This is a genomic window from Erythrobacter neustonensis (genome assembly GCF_001663175.1).
GTDB classification, from domain to species: domain Bacteria; phylum Pseudomonadota; class Alphaproteobacteria; order Sphingomonadales; family Sphingomonadaceae; genus Erythrobacter; species Erythrobacter neustonensis.
In genome coordinates, this window is sequence record NZ_CP016033.1 from 1,374,508 (window position 1) to 1,392,208 (window position 17,701).

Annotated in this window: 13 protein-coding genes and 1 pseudogene; 7 read left to right on the forward strand and 7 right to left on the reverse strand. The window is 67.9% G+C overall.

Annotated features, from left to right (window positions below; translation table 11 throughout):
• Positions 1 to 119 precede the first annotated feature (119 nt).
• A complete protein-coding gene (locus tag A9D12_RS06490; RefSeq protein ID WP_197489886.1) occupies positions 120 to 3,182 on the reverse strand; it encodes a PAS domain-containing sensor histidine kinase in 3,063 nt (1,020 codons plus the stop codon).
• Positions 3,183 to 3,436: 254 nt separating this feature from the next.
• On the opposite strand from A9D12_RS06490, the gene A9D12_RS06495 reads away from it, so the two are divergent.
• Positions 3,437 to 4,189 (forward strand): energy transducer TonB, encoded by a 753-nt coding sequence (locus tag A9D12_RS06495; protein WP_068353856.1) that lies wholly within the window; start codon positions 3,437 to 3,439, stop codon positions 4,187 to 4,189.
• Between the two features lie 154 nt (positions 4,190 to 4,343).
• Here the strand turns inward: A9D12_RS06495 and A9D12_RS06500 are convergent, their stop codons facing one another.
• From A9D12_RS06500 to A9D12_RS06520, 5 genes are all read right to left on the reverse strand, one after another.
• Positions 4,344 to 6,911 (reverse strand): HWE histidine kinase domain-containing protein, encoded by a 2,568-nt coding sequence (locus A9D12_RS06500; protein WP_068350563.1) that lies wholly within the window; start codon positions 6,909 to 6,911, stop codon positions 4,344 to 4,346.
• On the reverse strand, positions 6,908 to 7,513 hold the full coding sequence (locus tag A9D12_RS06505) for a biliverdin-producing heme oxygenase (RefSeq protein WP_156522812.1): 606 nt from the start codon (positions 7,511 to 7,513) through the stop codon (positions 6,908 to 6,910). The genes A9D12_RS06500 and A9D12_RS06505 overlap by 4 nt, the downstream gene beginning before the upstream one ends.
• A gap of 207 nt (positions 7,514 to 7,720) precedes the next feature.
• Positions 7,721 to 8,020, reverse strand: a complete 300-nt coding sequence (locus A9D12_RS06510; RefSeq protein ID WP_068350565.1) for a polyhydroxyalkanoic acid system family protein — start codon at positions 8,018 to 8,020, stop codon at positions 7,721 to 7,723.
• 3 nt (positions 8,021 to 8,023) lie between these two features.
• Positions 8,024 to 8,839 carry a hypothetical protein gene (locus A9D12_RS06515; protein WP_068350566.1) on the reverse strand — a complete coding sequence of 272 codons (816 nt, stop codon included), beginning with the start codon at positions 8,837 to 8,839 and terminating at the stop codon, positions 8,024 to 8,026.
• Positions 8,839 to 10,050 carry a toxic anion resistance protein gene (locus A9D12_RS06520; RefSeq protein ID WP_068350567.1) on the reverse strand — a complete coding sequence of 404 codons (1,212 nt, stop codon included), beginning with the start codon at positions 10,048 to 10,050 and terminating at the stop codon, positions 8,839 to 8,841. Before A9D12_RS06520 ends, A9D12_RS06515 begins: the two co-directional genes overlap by 1 nt.
• 204 nt (positions 10,051 to 10,254) lie before the next feature.
• On the opposite strand from A9D12_RS06520, the gene A9D12_RS06525 reads away from it, so the two are divergent.
• Complete coding sequence (locus A9D12_RS06525) at positions 10,255 to 11,748, forward strand: TIGR00341 family protein (RefSeq protein ID WP_068350568.1); 1,494 nt, start codon at positions 10,255 to 10,257, stop codon at positions 11,746 to 11,748.
• A gap of 73 nt (positions 11,749 to 11,821) precedes the next feature.
• Positions 11,822 to 13,453 (forward strand): phospholipase D-like domain-containing protein, encoded by a 1,632-nt coding sequence (locus A9D12_RS06535; RefSeq protein WP_231889715.1) that lies wholly within the window; start codon positions 11,822 to 11,824, stop codon positions 13,451 to 13,453.
• 49 nt (positions 13,454 to 13,502) lie between these two features.
• On the opposite strand, the gene A9D12_RS06540 is transcribed toward A9D12_RS06535, so the two are convergent.
• The gene (locus tag A9D12_RS06540; protein ID WP_068350571.1) at positions 13,503 to 15,251 is read right to left on the reverse strand and encodes a fatty acyl-AMP ligase; all 1,749 of its coding nucleotides are present in this window, start codon (positions 15,249 to 15,251) and stop codon (positions 13,503 to 13,505) included.
• Between the two features lie 144 nt (positions 15,252 to 15,395).
• On the opposite strand from A9D12_RS06540, the gene A9D12_RS06545 reads away from it, so the two are divergent.
• The 4 genes and pseudogenes from A9D12_RS06545 to A9D12_RS14995 form a co-directional block, all read left to right on the forward strand.
• Complete coding sequence (locus tag A9D12_RS06545) at positions 15,396 to 16,058, forward strand: regulatory protein RecX (protein ID WP_082925433.1); 663 nt, start codon at positions 15,396 to 15,398, stop codon at positions 16,056 to 16,058.
• Entirely contained in the window at positions 16,052 to 16,546 is a 495-nt protein-coding gene (locus tag A9D12_RS06550) for a DUF192 domain-containing protein (RefSeq protein ID WP_068350572.1), read from the forward strand. Before A9D12_RS06545 ends, A9D12_RS06550 begins: the two co-directional genes overlap by 7 nt.
• Before the next feature lie 287 nt (positions 16,547 to 16,833).
• Positions 16,834 to 17,265 (forward strand): NADH:ubiquinone oxidoreductase subunit NDUFA12, encoded by a 432-nt coding sequence (locus tag A9D12_RS06555; RefSeq protein ID WP_068350573.1) that lies wholly within the window; start codon positions 16,834 to 16,836, stop codon positions 17,263 to 17,265.
• Positions 17,266 to 17,464: 199 nt separating this feature from the next.
• Positions 17,465 to 17,701 (forward strand): annotated as a pseudogene (locus A9D12_RS14995) (DUF2155 domain-containing protein); the annotation flags it as partial.

Sequence of the window (17,701 nt, forward strand, 5' to 3'; positions counted from 1 at the left end):
CCGGCAACGGGCCGCCCTTTTGCGTTGGGCGAAGGCGGGGGCCGTGGTGGCGGGGCGGGTGGTTGCGAGGGCGGGCCGGACAAGGCCGGCCAGCCGGCGCGCGGCGGCCTATCCGCCGGTCATCGGGGAGTGGTGGTCGCAGCCGCCGGGGCGGTGCCGGAACTGCGTGCCTGATCGAGCAGCGCCCGGGCCAGCGCGGTGCAGCGTGCCGCATCCTCACCCTGCACCAGCGCGTGCCCAAGCGCCGCCGCTGCGGAGCCCAGCGCAGGCTCGGCGAACATCGCAGCGGTTCCGGCGAGCTTGTGGAGCATGAAGGCAAGGCTGTCCTGCGGCGGCTCCCCGTCCCGGCCATCCATCCGGGCTGCGCCAAGCAATCCGCCGGCGAGCGCCGTCTCGACCGCGGCCACGGTTTCGGCGCGGCGGGCCTGCCAGCGCGCGATCAACTGCGGCGAGGCGGCCAGCGCGGTGGCGCGCGCGGCGGCGGGCAGCGCCGCGCGCGGGGGAGGGGATAGCGCGCCGCCCGAGGCTTCATCCTCGACGATCCGGGTCGGCAACCAGCGTTGCAGCACCCGCACGAGGCGGGCAAAATCGATCGGCTTGGCCAGATGCGCCTGCATGCCCGCAAGCCGCGCGCTGGCGACATCTTCGGCATAGGCATTGGCGGTCAGAGCGATGATCGGCATCAGTCCCGGCCCGATCCCTTCGGCACGGATCGCGCGGGTCGCGGCCAGCCCGTCGCATTCGGGCATCTGCACATCCATCAGCACCAGATCATAGGGCCGGCCGCGCATCACCTGGTCGATCACCATCGCGATCGCCTCGTTGCCGTCATGCGCGACATCGACTTCCTGCCCGCAGCGTTCGAGCATTTCGGTCATCAGCAGGCGGTTGATGTCGTGATCTTCGACCAGCAGGATGCGCGCCGGATCGAGCGGTGCGGCGAGCGTGGGCGCGGTCGGCGCGGTTGCGAGGGGCGTGGCAAGCGGCGCGGTGCCGGTTGCAGGTAGGCGCGGGACGGGCACCTGCGGCGCGGTGGCGCAGGGCAGCACCAGAGCAAAGCGCGAGCCTTCGCCCGGCGTGCTTTCGACCTCGATCCGCCCGCCCAGCAGACCCGCCAACTGGCGGCTGATCGACAGGCCGAGGCCGGTGCCGCCGAACCGCCGGGCAATATCGCCTTCCCCTTGGGTGAAAGGGTGGAAGATGGTTTCGAGTTGCAGCGGGCTGATCCCGATTCCGCTGTCGGCCACGGTCACGCGCAACTCTTCGTCGGTGACGCGGTAACTGACGCGGATCTGCCCGGCCTCGGTGAACTTGACCGCGTTGCCGATCAGGTTGAGCATGATCTGGCGCAGGCGCAGCCCGTCGGTCATCACCCACACCGCGCGGGCCGCGCATTCGCATTCGCTGCCATCGGCGCAGTCGCAGGTCAGATCGAGCGCGACGCCCTTGCGCAAGGCGGCCGGGCGGTGAAGCGCGGCGCATTCGGCAAGGCTGGCATGCAGATCGACCGGCGCACGGTCGATCGCAAACTGGCCGCTTTCGATCTTGCTCAGATCGAGCACATCGTTGAGCAGCATCATCATCGACCGGCCCGATTGCACGATCAGCTCGGCAAAGCGGCGCTGGTCGTCGGCCAGATCGCCTTGCAGCATCAGTTCGGCAAAGCCGAGCACGCCGTTCATGGGCGTACGGATCTCGTGGCTCATGTTGGCGAGGAATTCGGACTTGGCGCGCGCAGCGTTTTCGGCATGGCGGCGCGCGCGGGTGAGCAGCAGCTCGAGCTCGACCCGCTCGGTCACGTCGCGCGCGGCGACCACCACGCCTTCGACCAGCCCGCTGCCCGGCGCGCGCACCACGGTGCAATCGGCTTCGAGGAAGACCGGCGCGCCATCGGGCGAATCGGCCAGCCGGCGATAGGTCACGCGCTCACGCTCGCTCGTCCCGCCGAGCAGCCGGGCGATCGCCTGCTCGACACGCTCCTGCGCATCGGGATGCAGCCGCGCGGCGGCGTGGCGGCCAAGATAGGCCGCGGGCGGCGCGCCCATCACGTCCTGGCAGGACGGCGAGGCATAGGTGCAGATCCCCGCCATGTCGTAGCGCAGGATCGCATCGCTGATCGTGTCGGCGAGCAGATCGATCTCGCGCTTGCCGGTGGCAAGCCGCGCCAGCATCCGGTCGCGCCCGGCAAGAATTGCCGCAACCGGCAGGCCGGTGAGGAAATTGGCGGCGACGAAGGCCTGCAGCAGGTGGAGCTGGGCCAGTCCGCCAGCCTGCGCCCCGGCAATCGGGCCCTGCCCCATGAAGGTCATCGCCCCCGCAACCAGCGCCACCCCTCCGACGTTGAGCGCGGTCCCGAGGCTGCCCAGCCGGAACGCGTGGAGCAAAGTCACCGGCTGGATCAGGAACAGCAGCGGATAATGCGTCTGGTGGAACACCAGAAACGCGCTGACCATGCCGCCGACCAGCAGCGCCGCGGATTCGAGCGGTTGTGCGGGTGCGCGTTGCTGCTTGCCGCGCACCCGGTCGACCACCAGCAGCGCGGTCGGAACGATCAGCAGATTGGCCATGCAATCGGTCAGGAACCAGCTCATCGCGCCCACGCGCCACGCGGCCAAGGTATCGCCCATCACCGGCGCGGCGATCGCTGCCGAGAGCACGGGGCCGACCAGCCCGCCCGCCCACACGAACCGCGCGAGATCGGCCAGCCGCCCCATATCCGGCGGCGCGCGACCCACGCGCCGGGTCAGCACCAGCACCGCGATCATCTCGGCCAGATTGGCAAGGCTGTATGTCACCGCCACGCGATCGGGCAATTGCACCACAGCATTCACCGCCAGGCTGCCGGCAAGGCACGCGGCGAGAAAGGGCAGTTCGTTGCGCAGCCTGACGCGCAAGAGCACCGCCACCGCGACCGCGTTCGACAGCCAGATCGGGCTGATGTCCTGACCGGCCTGCGACAGAGCCAGGCTGATGCAGGCGAGCGCGAAATAGGCGATGCCGCCCACCCCCGCAGCAATCAGGCTGCTGCGGTCGAGCGGTCCGGCCGCAATGCCGTGCCGCGCAAGGCGACGCAGCGATACGGCAAGCACCAGCGGCAGGGAAAATCCTGCCGGCGTCGCGCCGGGGGGCGAACCGGCACGCATCCGGCGGCGGGCATTCGCCATTGCCTTGCGGCTCTGCACCGATGCCGCGTGACGAGGTGCGGCCGCCTTCGCAATGGCCGCATCGTCCAATCGGGCAGCACTGGCGGATGCGGCACAAGGCGCACCGTCCATAGGGGCGGAGTCACCCGGATCGGCGGAGGGCGCATCGTCTTTGCCCGGCCATTCACTGTTCAATGCGCGCTCGATCGCTGCGCTCCATCGCCAATTGCTGCAAGGCTGGTATAGTCCCGCTCCCGATGATCGGGGCGACAACCGCATCCGGAATGGAGCAAATGAACAGCAACGCGGACTTGAGGGATATCACCACGCCGACCGCCTATGGCGCCGGGCGGCGGCGGCTGCGCTGGCGGTTGATCGCCGGGCTGATCGGCCTGCATGTGCTGGCGCTCTATGGGCTGGCGCGCGCATTCGCGCCCGATTTCACCGCGGCGGTGGAGCGCGAAGTCGTCTCCGCGTTCCAGATCGAAGCGCCTGCGCCGCCAGCCCCTCCGCCGCCGCAGAACCAGCCCGAGCCCGATGAGGGCGCACAGGGCGCACCGGGCCGCGAGGCGGTGGCCAAGCCCGTGACCGCGCCCCAGCCCAAGGTGCGCGTCAAACAGGACACCGCTATGCCACGCGCCGCCTCGACCGGGACCGCGACGCAGGCGGGCGGCGCGGCAGCGGGCGACGGGACGGGCGCGGCGGGCACCGGCGATGGCACGGGCAGCGGCAATGGCGGGAACGGGCGCGGCGGCATTCCGGTGTCAAAGCCGGTCCACATCTCGGGCCGGATCGACAATGCGCGCGATTTTCCCGTCCCTGCCGGAGGGCGCGCGGCGCGCGCCGGGACGCAGGTGATCGTGCGCGTGGTGGTGGGCACCGATGGGCGGGCGCGCGATTGCACCGTGGTGCGCGCCAGCCCCGATCCGCAGGCCGACCGGATCACCTGCCAACTGGTCGAAAGCCGGCTCGGCTTCCGGCCCGCAAGCGATGCCAATGGCAATCCGGTCGCCGCACCGTTCTATTGGCGGCAGCAGTGGTTCTGACGAGCGATGCCGCGGGCATGTTTCACGTGAAACATCGCTTCAGACACCCTGCAACGCCCCGCTGGATGGGGGCGGCAGGGGGCTGAACGGGGTCTGGACGGGGTCTGGCGGGGGGTAAGAACCGCCTGACCTGCCGCGCGATCCCCGCCGCCCGTTACCCCGCGATCAGCAGGCGCTCGATCTCGGTCATGCCATAGGGCTTGCGCAGGATCGCCTGCGCGCCGAGCTGCTGGAACTGCCCCGCGCTTTCGGAATAGCCCGTCGCCAGCACGAAGCGCACGTCCGCCGCGCGCAGCGCCGCGGCGATCGGTTCGCTGCTTTCGCCGCCCAGATTGAAATCGAGGATCGCGAAATCCCAGCCGCCTTCGGCAATCGCCGCCAGCGCGCCATCGACCGAGCTTTCGATCCTGACCTCGGCAACGCCCAGCCGCTTGAGGTTTTCCTCGGTATCGAGCGCGATGATCACGCTGTCCTCGACCACCAGCACGCTCACCGGCAGCTTGGCCGCGAGCGCGGCGGATGCGGGGGTGGGGGCGGGTTCGGCCAGCGGGCGCAGCGCGGGCGCCGCATCGCGCGGATCGGGGTCGGCCAGATAGCGCGCGGGGATCAGGAACGAGGCCTCGAGGCCGGTTTCCTCGTAACGCACCTCGGCGCCGCCTTGCAGATCGTGCGGGATCGAGCGGGTGATGATCGTCGAGCCGAACCCGCGGCGGGTCGGCGCGGTCACCGCCGGGCCGCCGGTTTCGCGCCATTCGAGCGCCAAGTCGCCGAAGGGATTGCGCGCCAGCGTGATCCCGACCCTGCCCGCGGGCATCGACAGGCTGCCGTATTTGGCGCTGTTGGTGACCAGTTCATGGATCACTAGCGCGAGAATCGTGTAGGCTTCGGGCGTGACCAGCACGTCCTCGCCGTCCACCGCCGCGCGGGTCTGGCCATCTTCGCCATAGGGCGCGAACTCGGCCTCGATCAGCCGGAACAGGCTGGCCGGGCCCCAGTTCTTCTCGGTCATATTGTCATGCGCGGTCGCCAGCGCGGCGATCCGCCCGCCGATGATCGCGGCAAAGCCTGGAACGCTTGCCGCCTCGGCCTGCGACTGCGCGACCAACGCGCGGATCAGCCCGAGGATGTTGCGCACCCGGTGGTTGAGCTCGTTGATCAGCAGGTCCTGCTGTTCGGAGGTGCGCGCACGTTCGCGCGAGAGATCCTCGCTCATCCGCAGGATCACCTCGATCAGCGTGCGGCGCAGGCGCGCGGCGATCTCGCATTCCTCGGGCGTCCATTCGGCGGATCGTCCGGCAACGATCTGCTGCCACGCGGCAAAGCTGGCACGCGGCTGGAGCAATTCGCCTGGCTTGGCGACGGCCTTGGCGGGATTGCCCGCCCAGGTCACCGTGCGCGTCAGCGGCGCGCGCCACAGCACCAGTGCATCGCGGGTGCCGCGGGTCAGCGGCAGGATCAGCGCGCCGGTGGCCCGTCCGGCAAAGGTGGCGGCACCGGGCAGCTGGTCGGCCAGCCGGGTGGTGGCATAGGTGCCGCCGCCCAGCGTGGTCGACAGCATCGGCGCCAGCGCGCGGAACTGGGCTTCTTCGGGGGCGCTGCCGGCGGCGCGGTATTCGCCCGCGGCAAACAGCGAAATCCCGTCATGCGCGATCGCGCCCTTGAGCAGTTCCTCGATCATCGGCAGGCTGTCCGACAGCGACACCCCGCCCGAAAGCCGCAGCATCACGCGGTCGTTGAGCTGGCGCGCCCGGTCGCGCAGGGTTTCGGCCTGCGCCACAAGGATGCGGTCGAGCATCAGCGAGAATGTCTGGCTCAGCAGTTCGGCAACGGTGCGCAGCGAATAGGCGGGCAGGCGCGGGCTACGGTGGTGGCACGAGATCATGCCCCACAGCCGGTCGTGCCGCACGATCGCGATCGACAGGCTGGCCCCTACACCCATGTTGCGCATGTAGACATGGTGGATCTGCGAATGGGCGCGCAGCACCGACATCGACAGATCGAGCGGTTCGCCGCCCGGCCCGCGTTCGGGAACGATCGGCACCGAGGGGGCGTCCATGTCGGCGATGATCCGGAACCGGTTGCGGCGGAACAGCTCGCGCGCCTGTTTGGGGATATCGGCGGCAGGATACCGCAGGCCGAGATAGGGATCGAGCGGCGCTGCCGGATCGTCGACCACATCCTCGGCGATCACCTCGCCGCTGTCGTCGGCGTGGAAACGGTAGACCATCACCCGGTCATACCCCGTCATCTGGCGCACCAGCCGCGCGGCGGTGTCGCACAGCTGCGCGACGCCGGTGGCGGTTTCGAGCTGGGCGATCACGGGGATGATCAGGCTGACATGGTCGGCAAAATCGCCGCGCGCATGCGGTTCGAACTCGATCACGCTCAGCCCGTCCGAACGGTGCAGCGCGCAATCGAACAGGCGGTTCTCGCCGGTCAGATCGACGCCGAAGCGCCGCGCGGGCAGATCGGTCGCGGCGGGGCCATAGAGCGCGTCCTCGATCATCGCGCAGGCACCGGCGGAGAAGATGGCGGCGATCGGCGTGCCGGGTTCGGGCAGGCGCTCAAGTCCGAGCAGTTCGGCGACATTGACCGACAGATGCACCACCCGGCCATCGCGGTCGGCGGCGATCAGCCCGCCGAAATTCTGCACCGCACCGATGTGGTGGATCGGTTCGCGGTCGCATTCGGTCAGGGCGTCGGAAGAGTGGGGGAGATTCATGCAACGATGCTTTCGGATTCGGGATTACTGCCTTGCGGGCGAGGCACCGCGGCAAGAAAATGGGCAAACACAGCTTGGGCGGCGGTGGTGGCGGCTTCGGCTTCTCCGCTTGGCGCGGGTTCTTCGATCGTGGTGCGCAGCGACTGCCAATAGGCGATCATCGCGTCGTCGGCGAGGAAGCGGACCGGCCAGGCGCCGCCGCCGATGCGGGCGACCTGCCGGGCGATCGCCCTGTTGCCGAGCGCCGATCCCGCCAGCACCCAGGCCGCGCCGATCCAGCCGCGCGCGGCGTGCGGGCCGGGAGCGAACGGCGCGCTGGCGGGGGGCAGCGGTGTGTCCAGTAGCGCCAGATCCTGCGCGATCAGCGTGGTCTGCACCGGGGGCGGCGCATGGCCTGCGGGCGCGTGCGCGGCGAGCCATTGCTCGATCGGAACGCGCGCGGCATGCTGCACCGCAAGAAAGCGCGCATAATCGGCGCGCGTCTGCCATCCGCTTGCTGCCTGCATCGCATGGTCGAGCAGATCGTGCGCCGTCATCGTCGCGCTGCGCAGATGGGCGCGCAGGCTGGTCGCGGCGGGCGTTTCGTCACTGCTAGCTGCCATTGCCGAGCGTACCTCCCGTCCGAATCGCGCCTGACGCAGCATCGATGCCGCCATCTTCCGGGAATTCACGACCACCCTGTAAGACAGGTTTGACTGGAAATCTTGTCAAAACCGAACGACATCGGGCCGGGCGCCCGTCAAGCGCGACAGGTTTCCGTTATCAGGGGTTACAGTGCTTGCAAAAACGCCGATTGGCGAGAACCGCTTTCAGGGGGCGAGCAGACGGCCTGCTTGCTGTTTGACCGCGGCTTCGAGCGGGCCTTTCATCACCGACAGCATCAGCGGCAGATCCATTTCGATCACCACCTCGTTGTCGCGCACTTCGACCCCGCCGGGAATCGACTGGCCCATCACCTGCGCATTGATGCTCATCCGGTCCTCGCTCGGCCAATCCGTGGTGACACTGGCGAGACCTGCGGGAAAGAAGCTGCCGATTTCGCTCGCATGCTTGTGCATCCGGCGGCGCACCTCGTCCTTGCCGAGGGTGTGGGGGAGAGTGACGCGCATGCTTTAGCGTTCCTGCTTGCTGGGAATGGCCGAAAAATCGGGCAGGGGCACGCCGGTATCGGGCATGGCTGCGTCTTCCAGCGCGGCCGCCCCGCCATAGCGGTATTCGAGATAGCGGCTCTTGATCGCCAGATCGTCCAGCGCGCCTTCGGCGAGCCGCCGGGTGACGCGGTCGACTTCGCCCGACAGTTTCTCGAGGCTTTCGACAAGGCGCGCGTCGGCGGTCTTGCCCGCGTGTTCCTCGCCGCGCAGATGCGCTGGAACTTTCCGGTAATTGTCGATCGTTTCGGGGATATATTCGCCCACCAGCTCGCGCACTTCGGCCATTGCCGGCTCGTTATCGCCGAGGCCCTGCAATTGCAGGCCGAGCGCATCGAGCTGGGTGCCCAGCTTGCCGACCAGCACCTGCGCGGGCGGGGGCAGCGCGGGGCGCTGCGCCTCGAGCCAGATTTCGGTGCGCGCGACCATCTGCTGCGGATTGCCCTGCTTCAGTTCGGCGCGCTGCGGCACCTTCACTTTGCCGGTCGCGGCGAACATCGCAAAGATGAACGCGGTCAATGCGACGACGGTCATCACCCCCCAGAACCCGATCCCGCCGATAACCGCGCCGGTGATCCCGGCCCCGATATAGAGCGCAAGCAAAGCCAGCGCGATGTTGCGCACCTTCTTCATCAGCGCCCTGGTCTTCATCTCGGCCGAGGCCTTGCCGATGCTGGCCCGGCGCGGCGCAGGTCGGTGCGTGCCGCCGCCTTGCTGCGTGACAAGGCTGCGTTTGGCATCGCGCAGGATGCGGTCGCTGTCGGGGGTGGTGTCCGCCATCAGCGGTCCAGCGCCAGCAGCGAGGGCGTTTGCGAGGCGACCTTGGCCTGCGCCTGCGCCTGGCCTTCGGCGCGCGCGATATAGCCCTTGGACTTCTCGACCTCGGTGGTGAGCACGCCCACGGTCTGCTTCATCGAATCGAGGGCGCGCACCTTGAAGGCGTCGACCTCGTCCATCGTGTCGTAGATGTTCTGGAACGCGCGTTGCAGCGTTTCGATCGGGATCGTCGCGGAGGCCGCCTGTTCGTGGATCTGCGCGGTTTGCGAGCGCAGCAGCGTGCTGGTCGAATCGATGATGTCCGCTGTCGTCTTGTTCAAGGCGGTGATTTGTCCCAACACCAGCCGTTGGTTGGTCATCGCCTGCGCCACGGTCACCGCGGTGCGCAGCGCGCCCACGGTGGTGGTGCTGGCGCGGTCGACGCCCTTGACCAGTTCGACATTGTTCTTCTTGACCAGATCGAGCGCAAGATAGCCCTGCACGCTCACCGCCATCTGCGTCAGCAGATCCTGCGTGCGCTGACGGACATAGAACAGCGCGGATTCGCGCAGCGCCTTGGCCTTTTCGGGGTCCGAGCTGTCGAGTTCGAGCGCCTTGGCCTCGAGCCGTTCGTCCAGCGTCTTGGCGATGTGGATCATCTGCTCCAGCTCGCCCATCGCCGCCCACAGCTTCTGGCGTTCGGTATCGATCGCGGCGTTATCGAGGTGCAGTTCCTTCTTGCCGCTCTCCAGCCGCGTCAGGATCGCGGCGATATGGCCTTGCGCGCTGGTGTAGCTGTCGAAGTAGTTCTTGATCTTGTTGCCGAAGGGAATGATGCCGAGGATCTTGCGCGGGCCCGACAGCTTGCCCTGCCGGCCGGGATCGAGGTCTTCGACCGTGCGGCGCAGTTCAGCGAGGTCCTTGCCCACGCTGCCATCGGCATCCATCGCGCGCACCGGGCGGTCGAGGAAGCGGTTCGACATCGCGGCCGCCGCGCGGATCTGTTCCTGCCCCATGCGCGTGATCTGATCGACCTTTTCGCCGAATTGCGGCGACTTGGCATCGGCGGCGACAAGTTCGGCAACGAAGCTGTCGACCTTGCTGTCGAGCTTGGATTTCTGTTCGGAGGTCACCGGCACCAGCCCGGCGGCCTGCGCGGGCGCGACAACGGGCACCGGATCGGGCGGGGTCAGCGTGAACGGGGTCGCTGTCGCGGTCTGGGTTTCGGTGCTCATGCTGCAATCTGCTCCCTCATGCGCCGCCCCGGGCCTGCGCGGCTGTCATGACTGTATTAGTGATCTAAAACACGCCTTTCAAGCGGAGAGCCACGATACCCCCGATTGCGCGGCGGCGTCCACTCCTGCCACGCAGCCGCTTGGCAGGATCGTCGCCGCGCGGCTATCGGGGTGGGGTATCCGACAACGGCCAAGGGGCGAGAGATGAACGACACCACCGGCGCGCCAGACGCAGCCCCCAGTTTTGCGCGGCTGCGCGAATGGTGGACGGTGCATGTCGTCGGCCAGGTCGATCAGGCCGAAGTGACCGAGCGCCGCCGCGAGGAAGGCAAGCTGTCCGAGCATTACCTGTTCATGACCGCGATGAGCGGCGGGATCGCGATCCTCGGCCTGCTGTTGTCCTCGCCGGCGGTGGTGATCGGCGCGATGCTGCTGTCGCCGCTGATGGGCCCGATCATGGGGCTGGGCTTTGCACTGGCGATCGGCGACTGGGACTGGCTCAAACAGTGTCTGCGCACGCTGATGATCGGCAGCGTCATGGCGGTGATCCTGTGCGCGGTGCTGGTGTTCATCTCGCCGATCCAGTCGGTGACGAGCGAGATCGCCGCGCGCACGCGGCCCAATCTGTTCGACCTGTTCGTCGCGCTGTTTTCGGCGCTCGCGGGTGCCTATGCGATGATTCGCGGGCGCGAGGGCGCGATCGTCGGCGTGGCGATCGCGACCGCGCTGATGCCGCCGCTCGCCGTGGTGGGCTTCGGCTTTGCGACCTGGAACTGGACGGTGTTTTCGGGCGCGCTGCTGTTGTTCGTGACCAACTTCATCACGATCGCGTTGACCGCATTTGGCCTTGCGCGCCTCTACGGCTTTCGTGCGCGCCATTCCAGGCGCCAGTCGCAGCTGCAGAGCTTCATGGTGATCGCGGTGTTCTTGGCGCTCGCGGTGCCGCTGGGCTTTGCGCTGCAACGGATCGCGTGGGAGGCCAATGCGCAGCGGATCGTGCGCAGCGAATTGCGCGACCAGTTCGATGCGCGCGCCAAGCTCGACACGCTCGAACTCGATTTCGCGGCCAAGCCGGTGGGGATTTCGGCGGTGGTCTTCACCCCCGTGCTCAACCCCGGGGTCGAGACGGGCCTTGCCGCTTCACTGGCAGACCGGCTGGGCGAGAAGGTGACGCTCGATCTCGTGCAATACGAGGTCGGCACCAATGCGACCGCCGCCGAACGCGCGCAGCTTTCCGCCGCGCGCGAACGCGACGAACGCGCCGCTTCCAGCCGGTCGGCACGGCTGGCCGCGCGGCTGGCGCTGGCGGCGGGCGTCGCCGAAACCGACGTGCTGATCGACGAGGCGCGCCGCCGCGCGCTGGTGCGCGCCAAGCCCCTGCCCGGCGCCAGCCTTGCGACCTACCGTGCATTGGAAGCGCGGGTGGCGGCGGGGCTGGATGACTGGCGGATCGAACTGGTCCCGCCGCCGCTGCCGCTGGGCGTGACTATCGCGGTCGAGGACGCCGCGCCTGATCGAGAGGCGCTGGCGCTGATCGCATGGGCCGCCTTGCGCGCCGATCGCGCAGTGGTGCTGACCGGGCCTGCGGACGCGGCCGAAGTCGCCGCAGATGTGCTGCGCGATGCGGGCGCTGCGGTGACGGTGCGGGAGGGGCCTGCGCCGCTCAGCGCCGGGTGGGCGCAGGACGCGGCGCAGTAGCCATGCGTTCGCCGTCGCGGGCGGCGCGCGGGACGGCGAAATTGGCGTTGGATTGCACGGCTTGCATGTGCATATGAAGCGCAGCAAACGCCTGGCCCGCACTGCGCGATCCGGCGATGGTCAACAGGGGTTTCACGTTGCGATGATCGAACAGGCCGACACTCCGCCACCCGTTCCTGTTGTGCCCCACGGAACACCCGTGCAGGACATCGCGCCCTCTTCGGCAATGGCGGCGGTGGCGGCGGACCCCGATCACGGCATCAGCGACACGATCTGGCGCCGCGCGCAGGCCACCCGCGCGCATGTCGTTGTCGACGCGGCGGATTATTTCGAACAGATCGAAACCGCGATGATGAACGCGCGGCAGCGGATCATGCTGATCGGCTGGGATTTCGACACGCGCATCAGCCTGCTGCGCAAGCGCCGCAAGCCCGGCAGCCCGCCCAAGCGGCTGGGCGATTTCATCCTTTATCTCGCCAACCGCACCCCGGGGCTCGAAATCAAGCTGCTCAAGTGGAATTTCGGCGCATTGAAGATGCTCGGACGCGGTTCGACGATGCTCGATGTGGCGCGCTGGAAGATGCACCCGCAGATCGAGATGAAGCTCGACAGCGCGCATCCTTTCGGTTGCAGCCACCACCAGAAGATCGTGGTGATCGACGACAAGTTCGCCGTGTGCGGCGGGATCGACATGACTTCGGACCGCTGGGACACCTCGGACCACCTCGACGATGATCCGCGTCGCAAGCGGCCCAACCGCAAGCCTTACGGCCCCTGGCACGATGTCACGATGATGGTCGAGAATGCGGCCGCGGCCGAGCTTGGCCAGCTGGCACGGATGCGCTGGGAACGCGCGGGCGGCGGGGTGCTCGAACCCTGCGCGCCGCAGAAGGAATCGCCCTGGCCCGCGTCGCTCCCGGCCGAATTCCAGTTCGTCGAAGTCGGCATTTCGCGCACCCGCGCCGAATATGAAGGCGTGCCCCCGGTGTTCGAGATCGAGAAGCTGTTCCTCGAACAGATCGCGCGCGCCAAGAAGTTCATCTACGCCGAAAACCAGTATTTCGCCTCGCGCAAGATCGCCGAGGCGATCGCGAAGCGGATGGCCGAACCCGCTCCGCCCGAAATCTTCATCGTCACCGCCGAAAACGCCGATGGCTGGCTTGAACAAAAGGCGATGGACAGCGCGCGTGCGCGGCTGATCCGGTCGATCGGGGAAAAGGACAAGAACGATCGCTTCTCGATCAACATCCCCTACACCGCAGGCGGCACGGGGATTTATGTCCACGCCAAGCTGACGATCGTCGACGACGAGATCCTGCGCGTGGGCTCGGCGAACATGAACAACCGTTCGCTCGGGCTCGACAGCGAATGCGATCTGCATATCGACACCACGGTCGCGGGCAACGAAACCGCGGGCGAGGCGATCACGCGGCTCCGGCACCGGCTGCTCGCTGAGCATTGCGGGGTGAGCCCCGAAAAGATGGCCGAAACGCTCGCCACCGGGCTTTCGATGCGCGAGGCGGTCGCGCGGTTGACGCAGCCCGGGCGGCGCCTGACGCGGCTTGAACTGCCGGAACTGACCGATGCCGAAAAGGCGCTGGCCGATCAGGCGATGCTCGACCCCGAATCGCCCGATGAATTCTTCGAACCCTTCGCCAAGAAGAGCATCTTCAGGCGCAGCCGCACGCTGAACGCGCCCGATTGAGCCTGCGCGCCCCGCGGCCCGCGCAAGGCTGCGCGGGCCGCAGCGGCGGTCAGGCGGCCAGATCGATCGGCACGATCTCGCCCGCCAGATAGAGCTTCTTGGCCTTGGCGCGGGAAAGCTTGCCCGAGGAGGTGCGCGGCAGCGTGCGCGGCGGCACCAGCTCGACGATGCAGCTCATTCCCGTGACCGAGCGCACCTTGTCGGCGATCTGTTCGCGCAGTTTCACACGCTCTTCGGGGTCGGACACCTTGCAGTGGACCAGCACCGCGGGCGCTTCCTCGCCGTTTTCGGTCTCGATCGAAAAGGCCGCGATATCGCCGTGGTTGAACCCGGGCAGCTGTTCGACCGCCCACTCGATGTCCTGCGGCCAGTGGTTTTTGCCGTTGATGATGATCATGTCCTTCGCCCGGCCGACGATGAACAGATACCCCTTGGCGGTGTAGCCCATGTCGCCGGTGTCGAGCCAGACGTTGCCCTCGGCATCGGGCACGAGGCAATCCTCGGTCGCTTCCTCGTTGCGGAAGTAGGAATGCATTACGCTGGGGCCGCGGCACCACACCTTGCCGATCTGGTGGTCGGCGCGCGTCTCGCCGTTCTCGCCGCGGATCGCGACTTCCATGTCGGGCAGGGGCTTGCCGCAATTGACGATCGCGCGGTAGCGCGCCGGGCGCGACAGATCGCGCGGTGCGCCCGACAGGCGCTCTTCCTCGACCAGTTCGACGCGGATCCCTTCGCCCGGCGGCATCACCGTCACCGCCAGCACGGCTTCGGCAAGGCCATAGGACGGGGTGAACGCCGATGCCTTGAACCCGGCGGGCGCAAAGGCGTTGACGAAGCTCTGCATCACATCGGGGCGGATCATGTCCGCGCCGTTGCCCGCGATCCGCCAGCGCGACAGGTCGAAGCGTTCGGCGACGTTCGACTGGCTGGAAATGCGCCGCGCGCAGATGTCGTAGCCGAAGGTCGGCGAATAGGACATCGAGTTGCCCTGATTGCGGCTGATCATGTCGAGCCAAGCCAGCGGGCGGCGCGCAAAGGCATCGGGCTTCAGATAATCGCCCGACACCTGGTTGGCGATCAGCGACAGGAGGCAGCCGACCAGGCCCATGTCGTGATACCACGGCAGCCAGCTGATGCAGCGGTCGTTGTCGCCCAGCTCCATCGTGGTCGAATGGCCGTAAAGATTATGCAGCAGCGCCTTGTGCGTCACCGCCACCCCGGTGGGGAAACGCGTCGATCCGCTCGAATATTGCAGGTAGCAGATATCGTCCGGGCTCGCCTTGGGAAGGTCGCATTCGGGCGCGGGGCGCGTCGCGAAATCCTGCCAGCTTTGCGCCTCGCAGCCCTGCCGCGCGGCGGCCGCGCTCGCCATTTCGGCGATTTCCTCGGGGTAGAGCAGAAGCTTGGGATCGCTGCTCATCAGCTGCACGGCGAGCTGGTAGATGAAGCTTTCCTTGCCGCCGAAGCTGGTCGGCAGCGGCAGCGGCACGGGCCATGCGCCGACATAGACGCAGGCGCAGAACAGTGCGGCGAAATCGGGCCCGGTTTCCGCGATCAGCGCGACGCGATCTTCGCGCCCGATGCCTGCCGCGATCAGGCGGCGCGCCATCACCAGCGCGTCCGCGCGCATTTCACTGAAGGGGTAAACCCGCGCGAGTTCGCCACGCATGTCGTGGAAGTTCAGCCCCTTGCGACTTTGCGCGGCATAATCGATCGCGTCGTTGAAGGTCGCAAACTGCGCGCGGATGCGCGGCAGATCGCAATCATTGGGCGTCGGCGTCAGAACGGCGTCGGTCATAATGGTCAGCGATACCCGTCATTTGCGGCGCGGTACATGAAAGCCCCGTCTCCCGCGCTCTGGCATAACCCCGTGTCGCCGGCGACAGGCCGGCGGCGGCAAGGGTTTGGCATTTGATAAGGAAAGTGGCACGAATAAGGCGAAATGGTTTCACGTAAAGCGAATTCGTCATCGTCCGGTCGTGAGGCCGGGGCGGATCGCGCCCCCGGCGGGCGCCGGGAAAAGCGTGCCAAGCCGCCGCTGACCGAGACGAAACTGCGCGATCTGGCGCTGCATTATGCGGCGCGCTTTGCCTCCACCGCAGCGCGGCTCGAAGCCTATCTGGTGCGCAAGATCCGCGAACGCGGGCTGGCCGAGGATGCCGACGGGCGCACGGTGGATGTCGATGTGCCTGCGCTGGTCGCGCGGCTGGTGGAACTGGGCTACGTCGACGACGATGCCTATGCCCGGATGCGCGCGCGCGATCTGGGCGGCCGCGGCTATGGCGCGCGGCGGGTGGACGAGACATTGCGGCACGCGGGCGTGGGCGAGGCCTTGCGCGCAGTGCACGCGCCGGGCGAGCATGCGGCGCGCAAGGCGGCGGCGGTAATGGCGCGGAAGCGAAGGCTCGGGCCCTACGGCGCGCCGGATGCGGGCGGCGATCCGCTTGCCATGCGCAAGGCGCACGAAAAAGCCGTTGCAGCATTGCTGCGCGCAGGCCACCAGTACGATCATGTGAAGGTCATCCTTGCGGCAGGCAGCATCGGGGATGTCGAGGACTGGATCGCCGAGGCGGCCGAGGACGAAGGAATGGACGGGCAATGGTAAGGTATATTCTGGCAGGCGCGGGTCTGGCGCTGGCGCTTGCGGCCTGTTCGCCGGGCCAGAGCGCGAATGCCAGCGCGCAGGCCCCCGCCGCTGCGCAGGCCGCGCGCCATCCGGTGTCGGGTCTGGAAGTGATCGACCTCACCATTGATCGTGGCGGACGCCGCCTGCCGTTCAGGGTCGAAGTCGCCGATACTCCGGAAGCGCAGGCGCGCGGGCTGATGTTCCGCACCGCGCTGGGCGACAACGAGGGGATGATCTTCCCCTCCGATGCGCCAGAGCCGCGCAGCTTCTGGATGAAGAACACGCCCTTGAGCCTCGACATTATCTTCATCGGCCCCGACGGGCGAATTCTGAATATCGCGGCCAACACCGTGCCCTATTCGCTTGATTCGGTGCAGTCCAAGGGCGCTGCGAGCGCCGTGCTCGAACTGCGCGCGGGCCGCGCGGCGGCGCTGGGGATCGTGGCGGGGGACAAGGTAAGTTACTAGTTTGCGTGCCTGCCTGCGCAGGCACGTCCTCGGTGCTGTTCCTCCGCTGCGCTCCGGGCACCTGCGGCTCGCGCGCGTGCGCTCGCGGTCGCTGGCGCGACCGGGCCATCGCCCAGTTTCCATTCCCGCAGCGATGCGGCCTTCAGGCCTCATGTAGCGAAGCGATAGGCCAGCAAGGTCACCGCGTGAGCGAGGATTTCGCATCGCCCAGGCGATGCGGAACACAAGAACGCCACCGCACAAAACTATATTCCCCCCCCGCTCCAATTGGGCTAATCGCCGCGGCCATGGGAATCCTGATGAAGATCTTCACCTGGTGGGACGGTGCCACCATCGGCACGCACCTGTGGGCCAGCCGCGCCAAGGGCGAGCATGTCGGCACCGATGCCGCGGGCAACAAGTATTACCGCGCCCGCGCCAAGTCGGCGGGCGGGCTGAACACCGGGTCCTACACCAGCCGCGACAAGCGCTGGGTGATCTACAACGGCGCCAATGATGCCAGCCGCGTGCCGTCCGAATGGCATGGGTGGCTGCACGGCACCTATGACGACGTGCCCGAAAGCCACCTGCCCCCGCCGCGCGTGTGGGAGGTGGATTACACCCCCAACGCCACCGGCACCGTCTCCGCCTATCGCCCGCAAGGCGCGCTCGAGAACGGTGGCAAGCGCGCGCGTGCTGTCGGCGATTACGAGGCCTGGACCCCGGGCAGCGCGGACTGACGGGCGGCACGGCGTGACGGCGGTTCGTCTTGCTGCGGGGCTGGCCTGCGCGCTGGCACTGGGGGCGTGCGATGCCTTTGCGCCCGAGCCCGCGCAGGTGATCGACCTGCCGCTGGACGCGGCGACCCCCGCTGCGGCGGCGGCCACGGCTGCGCCCGATGCAGCGGCCAGCCCGGTCAACGATTACGGCGCGACCCCGATGAAGGACCGCGTCGCGGTGCTCGGCCTCATCAACAAGCGCAACAATGTCTCCGAAGAAATTCGCCTGAAGCCGGGCGAGGCGCGCGCGATCGGGCCGGTGATCGTGCGCGTGTCGGCGTGCGAGCGCACCGCGCCGTGGGAAATGCCGCAGCAGACCGGCGCCTTCGTGCAGGTCGACATCCAGGAACGCGGCGCCGCGCAGCACAACCGCGTGTTCTCAGGCTGGATGTTCCGC